General features: G+C 64.8%; 12 protein-coding genes. 5 read left to right on the top strand and 7 right to left on the bottom strand.

The genetic code is table 11. The features are described from left to right. Window positions 1-120 precede the first annotated feature (120 nt). Genes ACMYR2_RS17860 through ACMYR2_RS17850 form a run of 3 tightly spaced genes read left to right on the top strand, consistent with a single transcriptional unit; the run spans window position 121 to window position 3,010 of the window. On the top strand, window positions 121-1,890 hold the full coding sequence (locus ACMYR2_RS17860) for a hypothetical protein (protein WP_347264687.1): 1,770 nt from the start codon (window positions 121-123) through the stop codon (window positions 1,888-1,890). After that, window positions 1,887-2,357 (top strand): sensor histidine kinase, encoded by a 471-nt coding sequence (locus ACMYR2_RS17855; RefSeq protein ID WP_347264693.1) that lies wholly within the window; start codon window positions 1,887-1,889, stop codon window positions 2,355-2,357. The genes ACMYR2_RS17860 and ACMYR2_RS17855 overlap by 4 nt, the downstream gene beginning before the upstream one ends. Next, a complete protein-coding gene (locus tag ACMYR2_RS17850) occupies window positions 2,354-3,010 on the top strand; it encodes a response regulator transcription factor (RefSeq protein ID WP_347264686.1) in 657 nt (218 codons plus the stop codon). Before ACMYR2_RS17855 ends, ACMYR2_RS17850 begins: the two co-directional genes overlap by 4 nt. Here ACMYR2_RS17850 and ACMYR2_RS17845 read toward each other — a convergent pair. The 6 genes from ACMYR2_RS17845 to ACMYR2_RS17820 all read right to left on the bottom strand — a co-directional run bounded on the left by ACMYR2_RS17845 (window position 2,983) and on the right by ACMYR2_RS17820 (window position 8,219). Then, window positions 2,983-4,704, bottom strand: coding sequence for an ATP-binding cassette domain-containing protein (locus ACMYR2_RS17845; protein WP_347264685.1), 1,722 nt, complete (start codon window positions 4,702-4,704; stop codon window positions 2,983-2,985). The two genes, ACMYR2_RS17850 and ACMYR2_RS17845, sit on opposite strands and share 28 nt — an antisense overlap. Before the next feature lie 4 nt (window positions 4,705-4,708). Next, complete coding sequence (locus ACMYR2_RS17840; protein ID WP_347264684.1) at window positions 4,709-5,683, bottom strand: MvdC/MvdD family ATP grasp protein; 975 nt, start codon at window positions 5,681-5,683, stop codon at window positions 4,709-4,711. Between the two features lie 63 nt (window positions 5,684-5,746). Further along, window positions 5,747-5,977 carry a hypothetical protein gene (locus tag ACMYR2_RS17835; RefSeq protein WP_347264683.1) on the bottom strand — a complete coding sequence of 77 codons (231 nt, stop codon included), beginning with the start codon at window positions 5,975-5,977 and terminating at the stop codon, window positions 5,747-5,749. Window positions 5,978-6,482: 505 nt separating this feature from the next. Continuing rightward, entirely contained in the window at window positions 6,483-6,896 is a 414-nt protein-coding gene (msrB, locus tag ACMYR2_RS17830) for a peptide-methionine (R)-S-oxide reductase MsrB (RefSeq protein ID WP_347264682.1), read from the bottom strand. A gap of 179 nt (window positions 6,897-7,075) precedes the next feature. Next, the gene (locus ACMYR2_RS17825; protein WP_347264681.1) at window positions 7,076-7,339 is read right to left on the bottom strand and encodes a hypothetical protein; all 264 of its coding nucleotides are present in this window, start codon (window positions 7,337-7,339) and stop codon (window positions 7,076-7,078) included. Between the two features lie 4 nt (window positions 7,340-7,343). Next, window positions 7,344-8,219, bottom strand: coding sequence for a UTP--glucose-1-phosphate uridylyltransferase (locus ACMYR2_RS17820; RefSeq protein WP_347264680.1), 876 nt, complete (start codon window positions 8,217-8,219; stop codon window positions 7,344-7,346). 455 nt (window positions 8,220-8,674) lie between these two features. Between ACMYR2_RS17820 and ACMYR2_RS17815 the strand changes: the two genes are divergently transcribed. Together ACMYR2_RS17815 and ACMYR2_RS17810 are read left to right on the top strand one after the other, a co-directional pair. Then, window positions 8,675-10,114, top strand: a complete 1,440-nt coding sequence (locus ACMYR2_RS17815; RefSeq protein WP_416194131.1) for a lytic murein transglycosylase — start codon at window positions 8,675-8,677, stop codon at window positions 10,112-10,114. Window positions 10,115-10,283: 169 nt separating this feature from the next. Further along, entirely contained in the window at window positions 10,284-11,927 is a 1,644-nt protein-coding gene (locus ACMYR2_RS17810) for a DUF459 domain-containing protein (protein WP_416193421.1), read from the top strand. A 180-nt stretch (window positions 11,928-12,107) separates the two neighbouring features. On the opposite strand, the gene ACMYR2_RS17805 is transcribed toward ACMYR2_RS17810, so the two are convergent. Next, window positions 12,108-12,443 carry a hypothetical protein gene (locus ACMYR2_RS17805; protein ID WP_347264416.1) on the bottom strand — a complete coding sequence of 112 codons (336 nt, stop codon included), beginning with the start codon at window positions 12,441-12,443 and terminating at the stop codon, window positions 12,108-12,110. Window positions 12,444-12,829 lie beyond the last annotated feature (386 nt).

Below are 12,829 nucleotides of genomic sequence, written 5' to 3'. Positions count from 1 at the left end.
CCCGCTTATGATTCTACCGGAAACGGAAAGACTCTAAAGCCGTAAGCGCCCGTTCAGGGATGAGCGGACGGGATCGCTGCCGTATGGTCGGGATGGGGACGGGATTGCGGGAGCGGACTCTTGCGCATCAGGCTGACGCCGATCGGCATTCTGACGATGGCAACGATGATCGGGCTTGTCTTGGTCGCCGTGGCCGTGGTGCTGGCCGTCCGGCAGCCGTGGCTCGGCCTCAACCTTTCCAATCATCCAGATCGAGATTTGGTGTGGATCGATTCCGTCGATGCCGGCAGCCCGGCCGCGGCTGTCCCGGCCGCTGCCGCCCTGGTGGCGCTGATCGGTTCCGGCGGGGAGCGGATCAGGCTGGATCCCGGCGACCTGATCGAAGACCCCGACGGCCTCGCCACCTACGCGCAGGTGCGGGATTTCCTGGCGCGCCAGAGCCGGCTTGCCGCCATCATGGCGCGGGAGACGATCGGCATCGAGACCCGGTGGGAGGATGCCGAACCTATAGCGTTTTCGAGCGAAGTGGAATCCGGTCCGCGTCAAGAAAACGCGTCAAACCATAAAGATTCTAAGGTCACGAACGTCCGGCTCCGGCAGCAGCGCCCGGTCGGCGACCTTCCGCTCGTGTTCTGGGTCCAGGCCCTCACCGGACTTTTCGGTTTTCTGATCAGCGTCTGGGTCTGGAGCCTCAAGCCTGGGGGGACCGGCCCGCGGCTGTTCGCGCTCGCCGGCGCGGGGCTGATGATCTCCGCCATGCCCGCCGCGGTCTACAGCACGCGCGAACTGGCGCTCGACGGCGGGCTCTTCCGCGTTCTCTCCGGCATCAATTACGCGGGCGCGCTCCTCTTCGGCGCGGCGATGATCGGGCTGTTCCTCTCCTATCCGCGCCGGCTGGTGCGGCCCCGCTGGCTGGCCGTGCCGGCGCTCGTGCTCGGCGCATGGTTTGTCGTCGGCGTGCTGGAGCTATCGTCGGGTCCCCCGATCGGACTTCACCTGCCCGTGACCCTGGCGATGCTGACGATCCTCGCCTGTGCGGGGCTGCAGTACCGGCGCACGCGTGGCGATCCGTCCGCGCGCGCGGCGCTGGGCTGGTTCTCCCTTGCGGTGACGATCGGCGCGGGCGCCTTCGTGATCACCATCATCGCGCCGCACATGATCGGGGTGACGCCGGTCATGTCGCAAGGCTACGCCTTTCCGCTGTTCCTCATCATCCATGCCGGTCTCGCGCTCGGCGTGGCGCGCTATCGCCTGTTCGAACTGGACGACTGGGCGTTCAGCATCCTGTTCTATCTCGGTGGCGCGGTGTTGCTGCTCGTGCTCGACGCGGCGCTGATCTATGGGGTGGCGGTCGAGCGCTTGCCTGCCTTCAGCCTCGCGCTTCTGACCGTCGCCTTCCTCTACCTGCCTTTGCGCAGCGCGCTGGCGAGCTGGCGAGCTGGCTGCTCGGCCGCAGGCCTGTCATCCGCGAGAACATGTTCCGGCAGGTGGTCGACGTCGCGCTCGCACCGCCCGGCGTCGATCAAACCGGACTGTGGCGTCAGCTTGTGCGGGACGTGTTCGATCCGCTGCGGATCGATCCGTCGCCCGGCGCCGCAACCGCCACCCTGCGCGAGGACGGTCTGGCGCTTCTCGTTCCCGGCATCGGCACGCTGCCCGCGCTCCGGCTCGAACACGCCGGCCGTGGCCGCAGGCTGTTTTCGGCGCGGGATGCGAGCCTTGCCGCGGAACTGCACGCCATGCTGCGCCATGCGGTGGAAAGCCGGGAGTCCTACGAGAAGGGCGCGGCGCAGGAGCGCGAGCGCATCGCCCTCGACATCCACGACAACATCGGCGTGCAGCTTCTCGGCGCGCTCCACAGCCGCGCCCCTGACCGCAAGGACGCGATGATCCGCGAAACCCTGTCCGACCTGCGCGACATCATCAATAACGCCTCCCGCCCCGGCCTGTCGTTCGACGAGACGCTCGCTGACCTTCGGGTGGAGATTGCCGAGCACCTGTCCTCCGCCGGCATCGACCTCGACTGGAGCACGCAGACGCAGGGCGCGCCGGTCCTGCCGCCGCAGGCCGTGCATGCGCTGCGCTCGGTGATCCGCGAGGCCTCGGGCAACGTCATCAAGCACGCCCGCGCCTCCGTTCTGCGCATCCACATCGCGCACCGCGCGGGCGCCATCGCCATGGCGATCGAGGACGACGGCTGCGGCTTCGATCCCTGCGGCGCGAGCGTCGGCAACGGCCTGACCAACATGCGCACCCGCATGGCCGGGCTCGGCGGCACGTTCGAGATTGTGCCGGGCGCGGCCGGCACCCGGATCGCGGTGCAATTCCCCCTCTCTAGCGCAAAGGCTTCGCCATGAACCGCGTTCTGATCGTGGAAGACGTCGCCGAAACCCGCAGCTGGCTGGCCGAGATCGTGCGCGGCGCCTTTCCCGGCTCCGGCATCACCGAGGCCTCCAGCATGCGCGCGGGGCTCGCCGCGGCGACGGAAGGCGGCTTTGACCTCGCGCTGATCGACCTCGGTCTGCCTGACGGCTCCGGCCTCGACGTGCTGCGCCGCCTGCGGGCCGAGCGGGCGGATACGCTGTGCGTGGTTACCACCGTCATGGGCGACGATGCCCATATCGTCGCGGCGCTGTCGGCGGGCGCGCACGGCTATCTCCTGAAGGAGCAGCGGCCCGAGGTCATCGTCCGGCAATTGACCCAGCTCACGCAGGGCATCCCGGCGCTGTCGCCGTCGATCGCCCGCCGTATCATGGAGCATTTCCGTCTGACCGGCCCCGCCGTGCCCGACGCCGATCTGACCGCGCGGGAAAAGGAAGTGCTGGCGCTGATCGGCCGCGGCATGCGCAACGTCGAGGCCGCCAAAGCCCTCGATCTCGCCGAGAGCACGGTCGCACGCTACATCAAGTCGATCTACCGCAAGCTCGACATCTCCTCGCGCGCGGAGGCGTCGTGGCACGCCACGCGGCTCGGCCTGACCAGTCAGCCGGGCTCGAAGCCGGGCAAATAGGCCGCGCCGCCGTCTTTGACCACGAGTCGCCGGCCGAAGCGCGCCGCCAGTTCCTCGCGGTGGGTGATGACGATCAGCGTGCGGCCCTGCATCGCCGCGCGGACGTTTGCGATCACATCGGTCTCGGTCTGCGGATCGAGCGAGGAGGTGGCCTCGTCGAGGATCAGCACGTCTGGACGCCGGATCATGGCGCGCGCAATCCCCAGGCGCTGGCGCTGGCCCGCGGAGAGCGGCTCGCCGTCGGCGGACAGCAGCGTGTCGTGCCGGCGGGGCAGTCCGTCCACCACCTCCCCGAGGCGGGCGATCCGCAGCGCTTCCATGACCTCCGGGAGAGCGAAGGAGCCGTCCCACAGGGTGACGTTGTCGGCGATGCTGGCGCTGAAGATCTCGGTCTCGTGCGGCAGCATGAGAACGCGCCGGCGGTACGGGGTCAGGCCGATGCCTGCGGCATCGGCCGCGCCGGCGAGCACCGCGCCCTCGCTCGGCTGCATGAACCTTGCGAGGATGTGCGCGAGCGTGGTCTTGCCGTCGCCGGACCGGCCGGTGACGGCGATGTGCGATCCCGGATCGAGCGCGAGATCGACGGCATGCAGCACGGGAGCGGCGTTCGCCGCATAGCGATGGCCGACGCCCGCGAGCGAGAGCCCGGCGTCAAGGCTCCAGTTCCGCCCTGTGTCCGCGTCGAGGTCCTCAAGCTCCGCGGCGCGCAACTCGGAGATGCGTGTGATCGCGGCCATGGTGCGCTGCGCCGCCTCCCAGTGCGAGCACATGTTGCCGATCGGACCGGACAGCGACGCCGAGACCGTGAGAAACAGCACCAGCTCGCCGGTGCTCAGTTCGCCCCGGCTCACCATCCAGACGCCCACGACCACCACGATCCCGGGAGCGAAGGTCAGCCACCCGCGGCCCATGGCCTCCGCGTCGGCGGTGCGCTGGCGCATCGCCGCGAGGCTTGTGTTCTCCGCCTCCAGCTTGTCCGCGAAGCGGTCCGCGACCGCGCGATGCGCGTTCATCGACTTGATCGTCAGGAGCGAGGCGAAGGCTTCGACGATCACGGTGAAGGCGCGATCGCGGTCGAGGATCCAGGTCGCGAAGGCGGTGCGGCTGCGCCGCGCCAGCACGACCGCAGTTACAAAAGCGAGCCCCGTTGCGCCGAGCGACACCACGGCGAGCAGCGGGTTGACCACCAACATCAGCACGGCATAGCTCGTCGCCAAGATCGCGCCCGTGACGAACTCTGGCATGGTGCCGGCGATGAAGCCGAGTGTCTCATCGAGGTCGTCGAATGAGCGCATCATGGTGGCGCGGCTGTTGTCCTGAAGCCCGCGCAGCGGTAGCCGCAGGCCGGTGGCCAGCAGTTTCGGGGCGATGCGCGCGCGCAGCCGGACCTGGGCTGCGATGGTGAAGCGGTGGCGCAGCCAGGTCAGGCCCGCGTCGAGCAGCGCGAGCGCCGCGAAGGCTGCGAGCACGCCGAGCGCGAGCAGGCCCATCGTGCCGGCCCCCGTCTCCGCGCGGTCGATCAGGTGCGCAATGAGGACCGGCGGCAGCACCGCGAGCAGGCCGAGCGCGAGCGAGGCGGCGATCGCGGGCACGAACCCGCCGGCCTCGGCCCGGTAGGCTTCGCGGCACAGTTCCCGGAACGCCTTGAACCCGCTTCCCAGGCGGCCTTCGACCAGGGCGTCCCAGGCGTTCATGCGATCAGGACTGCAGGAGGTCGGCCATGGCGGCCGCCATCGGCGCGCCGGTGGTCAGCTCGATCCAGTACCACTGGCCGTTGGGATTGAGTTCGAGGAACACGGTCTCGCCCTCGGGCGTCACGATCAGGTCGAAGGCGCCAAAGCGCAGGCCGAAGCGCCGCATCATCGCCTTGAGTGCAGCCTCGACCTTGTTGTCCAGCGTCACCATGCTGTGGGCTATGCGGTCCGGCGTCACCATCCGCCAGTCGATCCTGGCCGCTTCGTCGGCCTGGGAATCCAGCCGACAGGCGAACACCACATCGCCGACGACGGTGACGCGTAGCTCGTAGGCTTTCTCGATGTATTCCTGGAGCAGCGTGGGGCACAGCGCTATGCGGTCGGCGTGCGCATCGAACTCATCCTTGCCGACACGGCGCGAGAAGATGAAATAGGATCCGTTCGGGGTCGAGTAGCCCGCCTCCTTCATCGCCTTGCACAGGACGCCGCCCTGGGTCTGAGCCGCAAAGCGCCGGGCCTCTCCGGGATCGTTGGTGATCAGGGTGCGCGGCACCCGCAAGCCAAGCTCGCTCGCCAGGCAGAGCTGGGGGAACTTGCGCTGCGAAACCCGATTGCTCTCAGGGTTGTTGTACCAGGGCCGGTCGTGGAAGCAACTCAGCGAGTTGAGAAGCTCCAGCGTCTCGCTCTGGATCATGTCCGCGGTGCCGCGCTGCTCCACGCCCGGCGGATTGTTCGATTCGACCGGCTTGCGGTGCCAGATCGCGTGGACATCGTGCGGAAAGCGAACCGAGCGGCCCCAGATGTCCTCGAAAATCACGCTGCGGTCGCCGGACCGCAGCATGGTCCTGTACTCGGTGTGGAAATCGTCGGTGTTCAGGCGGAAGAACGGCTGCCCGCGCGCCTTCAACTCGCTGATGACGGCATCCGCGTGAGTGTCGAGCTTCGCCGTGACGATGAGGATTGGTCTGGTTTCGCTCATGGCGGTCGCAGCGATGCCGGGGAGGCCACCGCGCCGGCCGAGCGCGCGCGGTGGCTGGATGGCTCAGTCGTCCCGCCGATGGGTGGTGTCGCTGGAGGTCGCGCCGCCGGCCGTCCGGTGGGTGCTGTAGGTGCTGCTGATCTGGGCGTGGAGCGGAGCGATCCAGGTCTGGCTCATCGGATCATAGTATCCTTCCGACTCAGCGTTCGCCACGTCCATGTCCACCGGACGGGCGTTCAGCATCACGAACGCCAGATTCTGGCTGGACGGTTCGCTACCGGTCTGCTGTCTCATTCGATCTTCTCCTGTGAAAATTTCTTGCGAACGCACGACAAGCTCTTCCGCGGCGGCGACCCGGTTGGTTGCCCCCAACCCGCTTGGCCGAAGCAGAGGGGCACGTTTTGCCATGAATGAATGCGCGTGCCACCCCCCGATCAGGGGTATGGAAGGAGGTCGGGAAGATCGGACAAAAACCGGATATGGTATTGATATATCAATGAGACATGGCGGAGAGGAGGTCGCCAAACTGAATTCTGATCATGTCCGCTGTTGAATAAAATACTGAATTAAAATCACCGTAAATTGGTGGATGAATTGGTGGACGGGAGGCGTTTCTGGGAAAGCTGACGGCGCGCAGGGTTGAAACCGCTAGGAGCGTGATTCCGCAAAGTGGATACCGGTTTTGCGATCAGAATGCGCGTTGGTTTTTGGTTGAGAGCATTTCTTCACGCGAACCGGATTCCACATAGCCGGAAAATGCTCGATAGCGCGAAAAGGACGAAAGCAGCGGCCGCCGTTGTTATTTGGGCTCGAGCTTAAGGGCGGCCGAATTGATGCAGTAACGCAGACCCGTGGGCTCGGGACCGTCATTGAAGACATGGCCGAGGTGGCCGTTGCACCTTGAGCATAGCACCTCGGTGCGGATCATGCCGTGGCTGGTGTCCTGCTCCTCATCGATGTGGCTTTCGACCGCGGGCACGGTGAAACTCGGCCAGCCGCATCCCGAATCGAATTTGGCGCCGGACTCGAACAGCGCCTGCCCGCAGCCGGCGCAGACATAGGTGCCGGCGCGGCGCTCGTGCTCGTATTCGCCGGAGAACGGCTGCTCGGTCGCTTTTTCGCGCAGGACCGCATATTGCATCGGCGTCAGTTCCTTGCGCCATTCGCTGTCGCTCTTGGTGATTTTGGCTGCGATTTCCTTGCTGTCTCGCATTTGATCTTCCTCTGTGCAGTTCGCGGCCCAAACCCTCAGCCTCACCGCCGCCAGCCAGCGTCGGATTATCGACATGGTGGGGGATGCTGCAACTTTCTGCAGATGACGGATTTTCCGAAGATCATCGTGTCAAATATAGGGCTATTCGGGCGTGCGTCGGAGCCCCCATCGGATTCCAGCTATCTGAAGCGCGGCCGTTTTGCGTCCGCGCGACGGAATCGGACGCCATCGACAAGGCGCGTCGCGACATAACCCGCCGCTATGCAGGCTTCGCGTTGCGGCATTCGTTGTTCGGGCGCGCGCGCCGTATCCCACCACGACGCGCGCTGCGCTGCGCGCGGCAGATCGTCGTCGATGATCTGTTCGATCTGCGCGAAGCTCAGCACGAATTCGGTCTGCGTCTGTTGTTTCAGATAGTCCCGCAACGCATCAAAGTTCGGCACCGCGTCACATCCCGAGATACTTCTTCATCTCTGCGCGCAAGCCTTCGCGTAGATCGGGACGCGCCATCCCGAACGCGATATTGGCGCGCAGGAAGCCCGCGCGCGAGCCGCAATCGTGGCGCTCGCCGGCGAATTCGAGGCCGTGGAAGGCTTGTGATTTCGACAGGCCGATCATGGCGTCGGTGAGCTGGATTTCGCCGCCGGCGCCGCGTTCCTGGTTTGCGAGAATCTCGAAGATCTCGGGCTGAAGGATGTAGCGTCCGGTAATTGAAAGATTAGAGGGCGCGGTACCCTTCGGCGGCTTCTCCACCATGCCGTCGATCTCGAAGGTGCTGCCGCTGCGCTTGCCCACACCGCAGATGCCGTAGTTGTGGGTCATGTCGTCGGGCACCGCTTCCACCGCGACAATGTTGGACTTCGGCCCCAGATTCGCAGCCGCCTGCATCATCTGCTTGAGGCAGCCCGGCGTGTTCAGCACCAGTTCGTCCGGCAATACCACCGCGAAAGGCTCGTGGCCCACGATGTCGCGCGCGCACCATACCGCGTGGCCAAGCCCGAGCGGCGCCTGTTGCCGGGTAAAACTCACCGCGCCGGCCTCGGGCTGGAATTGCGTCAGCAGGTTTATCTCTGTCTGCTTGCCGCGCGTCTTCAGTGTTTCGTCCAGTTCGAACTGGCGGTCGAAGTGATCCTCGATTGCATTCTTGTTGCGGCCGGTCACGAAAACGAAGTGCTCGATGCCCGCTTCCCTGGCCTCGTCGAACACGTACTGGATCAGTGGGCGGTCGACGATCGTGAGCATCTCCTTCGGCATCGCCTTGGTGGCGGGGAGAACGCGGGTGCCGAGGCCCGCGACCGGAAAGACGGCTTTGCGGATTTTCATATCGATTCTGTGGGTTGTTGTGCGGGCGGGATGAAACGGATCAGTTAGAGCATTTTCCGGCGAAGTGGATACCGGTTCGCCGCAAGAAAATGCGGTCAGACAATAATTCCTAGAACATGATCCGATTCAACTTGATCGGATCATGTTCTAGGATGGTGTTAGCCGGTTTTGCAGCCGGGAACAAAGGCGGATATGTGGTCGCGGTGGGATGGCTCTGGTGAAGCAATCGTAAGGGCCGGATACGGTGAATGTATGCCGGTCGTTTGTTCCCGGTCGGGCTCTTGCCCTGCGGATGCCGAAGTTCCGTCAGTATGATGGATCGGTCATGCGGAGATCCGCGGCTGATTGTCCTCAGGCGGGAATAAAGACCCGCCGTTAAGCCGATGGAAACCGTGACAGGGCCTCCTGAGATCGCAATACTCGACATGCACGGTCAGGACATGCACGGTCAGGAAATGGTTGCGGCAGTGATGCAGGAATGGATACGCGGAACAGGAATGGCGGCCATCGTGGCGCTTGCGGTGCTTGCGCCGCCGGGCGAGGCGCGCGCGCAGGCATCGAACGGCAACGGCATTCAGGGTTTTCTGGACAACCTCTTCACCGGCTCGGTCTCGAATGACGGGCAAAATGCTTCGCTCGCGCCGCGCGGCGGATCGGAGCAGACGCCCTCTCCGCCGAAACGGCCGGCGAGTTCGGCCGCGACGGCCTGGAGCGGCGAGGATGGCGCGTCCGGTCATCCGCTGATGACCTCCGCCGCGATTCGTCAGGCGGCGGCGAATTTTCCGAACTGCGTCGCGGCCATGTGGCCCGATGCGGCGCGGCGGCACATCACCCGCGAGAACTTCGAGCGCTTCACGGCGGGGCTGTCGCCAGATCTCCGCATCATGGACCTGATGGATTCGCAGCCGGAGTTCACCAAGGCGATCTGGGATTATCTCGATATTCTGGTCAAGGATGCGCGTCTTGCGCGCGGCCGCGAAATTCTCGCCACCTACAAGCCGCAGTTCGACGCCGCCGAGAAGGCCTATGGCGTCGATCGTTACGCGATCGCGGCGATCTGGGGCATCGAATCAAACTATTCGACGCAGATGGGTGACCGCAGCGTGCTGCAATCGACGGCGACGCTGGCATGCGTCGGTCGCCGCCAGAAGTATTTCCGGGACGAGTTTCTGGCCGCGCTTGAGATTCTCAATCGGGGGGATCTGCGGCCGGAGCAGATGCGCGGCTCATGGGCGGGCGCGTTCGGCCCGACGCAGTTCATGCCGACGGCCTTCAAGCGTTACGCGGTTGACGGTGACGGCGATGGCCGTCGTGACGTGGTCGACAATCCGGCCGACCTGATCGCATCCACCGCCAACAACCTCAAGAAAGACGGCTGGCAGGCCGGCAGGACCTGGGGTTACGAGGTGGTCGTGCCCGATAACTTCAACTACATGCTGGCGGACCGCGCCAGGGCGATGACGCTCGCGCAATGGGAGCAACTCGGCATCCGGCGCGCCGGCAACAAGGGCTTTCCGTATCCTGCCGACCGCGCCTATCTGCTCGCGCCCGCCGGCGCCGGGGGGCCGGGATTCCTGATGTTGCAGAACTTCCGGGTCTTCATGAAGTACAACCCGGCGGAAGCCTATGCGCTGGCGATCGGCCACTTTGCCGATCGGTTGCGCGGCGGGGGACCTTTCGTGCAGCCGTGGCCGCGGCAGGAGCGGGTGCTGTCGCGCGCCGAGCGGCTCGAGTTGCAGCAACTCCTGGCGCGGCAGGGTTTCTATCGCGGAACTCCCGATGGTCAGATCGGCAGCCGGACGCGGGAGGCGCTGCGTGGTTTCCAGGCTTCCGTCGGGACGCCTGCCGATGGTTTCGCATCGTCCGACGTGCTGGAACGTCTGCGGCGTCGGTAGGGTCGGCCTCCATCGAGGTTTGGGGGCATCAAAGCAACGTTGAAGAGAATGGCGTGCCGCGTACTTTTGAAGCCGCAGGTCGAAGGTTCGCTTGTGGCGGGAAAATCGCCCGCTTGCGGCCCGATTTCGCTATTATAAGATTGCGAGACTTTCCCTTGCGATTGAGCGTATGTCCGGACCTAGATCGCTGCTTCGCCGCCTGACCCGACGCGAACCATGGATTGCGCTGGCGATCGTTATCGCCACGCTGGTCGCGGCGCCTGCATCGGCGCAGCTTTTCGATTTCGGTTTTGACCGTCCGGCCCCCGCGCGTCGCGGCGGAGGTGGGGGCGGCGGAGGCGGAGGCGGAGGCGGAGGCTGGTTCGGCTCGGACAATCCTTTCTTCGCGCCTTTTCAACAGTCGCCGCAGAGACAGCCACAACAGCAGCAGCAACAGCGGCCGGCCGAAAATTACTCCCACGCGCCGCCGCCTGAAAAGCGGGATACCGTGTCTGAGCGCAATGTGCTGGTGCTCGGCGACGCCATGGCCGACTGGCTTGCCTATGGCATGGAGGATGCTCTGAGCGAGACGTCCGACATGGGCGTGATCCGCAAACACAGGACCGTCTCCGGCCTCATCCGCTATCAGCCGAAGGGTGATCCGGCGGATTGGGTGGCCGCTGCGAAAGCCATTCTCGCCACCGAAAATCCGGATGCCATCGTGGTCATGCTCGGCCTGCAAGACCGCATGTCGATTCGGGAAGCGCCGGAGAAGGACAGGAGCGGCAAGACGGACGACAAGAAGGCCGATGCGGACACGAAAAAGGCAAGCAAAACCGGCAAGGCGGATGAAGCCGCTGCCGACTCGGACGGCAAGCCGGCTGATCCCGAACAATCTCCGGACGAGATCACCGATCAGCCCGCCGCCGCCAGGACGAAAAGCGCGCGTTCGCCGGGCGGGGTTGCCGAGTTCCGCAGCGATCGCTGGGTCGAACTCTACAGCAGGAAGATCGACGACATGATCACCGTGCTCAAGTCAAAGGGCGTTCCGGTGTTCTGGGTTGCCCTGCCTGCCGTGCGCGGTACAAAATCAACCGCCGATATGCTGTTCCTCAACTCACTTTATCGGGGCGCCGCGGACAAGGCGGGAATTACTTACGTCGATATCTGGGATGGGTTCGTCGACGAGGCTGGCCGTTATATCCAGCAGGGACCGGATTTCGAAGGCCAGATCCGCCGTCTGCGTTCATATGACGGCGTGTTCTTCACCAAGGCTGGCGCGCGCAAGCTCGCCCATTACGTCGAGCGCGAGGTGACGCGCGTGATGGCGGCGCGGTCGGGGCCGGTCGCGATCCCCGTCGAGCCCGGCACGCCGGATACCGACGTTCAACCGGGGCAGCCGGCACCACGTCCGCTGGCTGGACCGATCGTGCCTTTGGTGGCTTCCTCGTTCGGGACGGATCGGTTGCTCGGCGGTCCCGGCAGCCATCCCGCGGCCATCGACGCGCTGGCGGCGCGAACGCTGGTGAGGGGTGAACCGTTATCCGCGCCCGCCGGGCGTGCCGACGACTTCGCCTGGCCGCGGCGCGCGGTCGGCCTTGAGCCGGCCAAGGGCGATCCGCCGGTCGCGGCGGCGCCGGAAGGCGCTGGTGCAGCTTCCGCGGCGAAGCCGAACAAGCCGCGACCCGTTTCATCCGGCTCGCAGGCGCAGTCGAGCGGCCCGCCGGGATCCCGCGCCTTTTCGCCGGCGCAGGCGGGACGATCGCAGGCGCCGTCACGTCCGCCGCCTGACTTCGGATTGCCGGGATTCTTCTCGGATCTGTTCTCGCGATAAAACTTGGCTGCTGACTGGATCGTTGTTGCGACGCGTATTCTTCACGCGAACAGGCTTCCACTTTGCGCTGGCGCGACCCTTCGGGTCAGGATCATGCTCTCGAGTCTGTTTCACTTATCTTTTTGTTTGAGCATGATCTTCTCCGAAAACCGGTCTCCACTTTTCGGGATCATGCTCTAATCAATGCCCGAGTTGCGCCCGGTAGTCGTCGAGCACGCCCTGCACGCGGTAGCAGCTCGTTGAATCCGGCGTGAAGCTCACCCACTTTTTCTCCGACTCGACGAACACCTTGGAAATCTTTCTGGCGCGCGCGTCGCCGGCCGCCATGTTCGCCTTGTCGGATTTCGAAAGGTAGGGATCGAGCGCTTCCAGGAGATGCTCGGTTTGACCCGGCGTAATCAGGTTCTGCTCTTCGCAGCGCGCGGCGGCCGCGAAGAATGAGCCGGCGCTGACGGCGACGTGACGTGACATCGCCTGTGCCGGAGCGATCGGGAAAACGACGATCAAGAAAACCATCCAACGCGATGATGCCGCCACTTCGCCGTTCCCCCACTTTGTCACGACAGTAACGCGCGGCGAACGACGATCAATTCACAGATTGTCTCTGTGCACGGTTAGGTTAAGCATGTGGATGAGTGTCGATGCGAGCCCGCAACGATTCTAGTTTAGAGTCCTTCACCGCTTCACGGAAAGACTCTATCTCTATGGTCTGATGCGCTTTCTTTACGCGAACCGGATTCCATTTCGCTCGAAAACGCCATGGAGCATGATCTGATCGAGTTGAATCGGACCATGCTCTGGAATTTTTTGTCTGGATGCATTTGTTGTGGCGAACAGATCAACCACGTCGCCGTCAAATTCGCCAGGGCAGGATCGATTGCCGGAGCGTGCCTGATGATCAC

Source organism: Nitrobacter sp. TKz-YC01 (assembly GCF_047824785.1).
Taxonomy (GTDB): domain Bacteria; phylum Pseudomonadota; class Alphaproteobacteria; order Rhizobiales; family Xanthobacteraceae; genus Nitrobacter.
This window is presented reverse-complemented; position numbering and strand designations above follow the sequence as displayed.

Bases quoted from the DNA above. Each gene is read 5' to 3' on its own strand.
- msrB (WP_347264682.1), bottom strand. From the start codon at position 6,896: ATGCGAGACAGCAAGGAAATCGCAGCCAAAATCACCAAGAGCGACAGC.
- ACMYR2_RS17845 (WP_347264685.1), bottom strand. From the start codon at position 4,704: ATGAACGCCTGGGACGCCCTGGTCGAAGGCCGCCTGGGAAGCGGGTTC.
- ACMYR2_RS17810 (WP_416193421.1), top strand. From the start codon at position 10,284: ATGTCCGGACCTAGATCGCTGCTTCGCCGCCTGACCCGACGCGAACCA.
- ACMYR2_RS17835 (WP_347264683.1), bottom strand. From the start codon at position 5,977: ATGAGACAGCAGACCGGTAGCGAACCGTCCAGCCAGAATCTGGCGTTC.
- ACMYR2_RS17820 (WP_347264680.1), bottom strand. From the start codon at position 8,219: ATGAAAATCCGCAAAGCCGTCTTTCCGGTCGCGGGCCTCGGCACCCGC.
- ACMYR2_RS17815 (WP_416194131.1), top strand. From the start codon at position 8,675: ATGGTTGCGGCAGTGATGCAGGAATGGATACGCGGAACAGGAATGGCG.
- ACMYR2_RS17840 (WP_347264684.1), bottom strand. From the start codon at position 5,683: ATGAGCGAAACCAGACCAATCCTCATCGTCACGGCGAAGCTCGACACT.
- ACMYR2_RS17805 (WP_347264416.1), bottom strand. From the start codon at position 12,443: ATGGTTTTCTTGATCGTCGTTTTCCCGATCGCTCCGGCACAGGCGATG.
- ACMYR2_RS17850 (WP_347264686.1), top strand. From the start codon at position 2,354: ATGAACCGCGTTCTGATCGTGGAAGACGTCGCCGAAACCCGCAGCTGG.
- ACMYR2_RS17855 (WP_347264693.1), top strand. From the start codon at position 1,887: ATGATCCGCGAAACCCTGTCCGACCTGCGCGACATCATCAATAACGCC.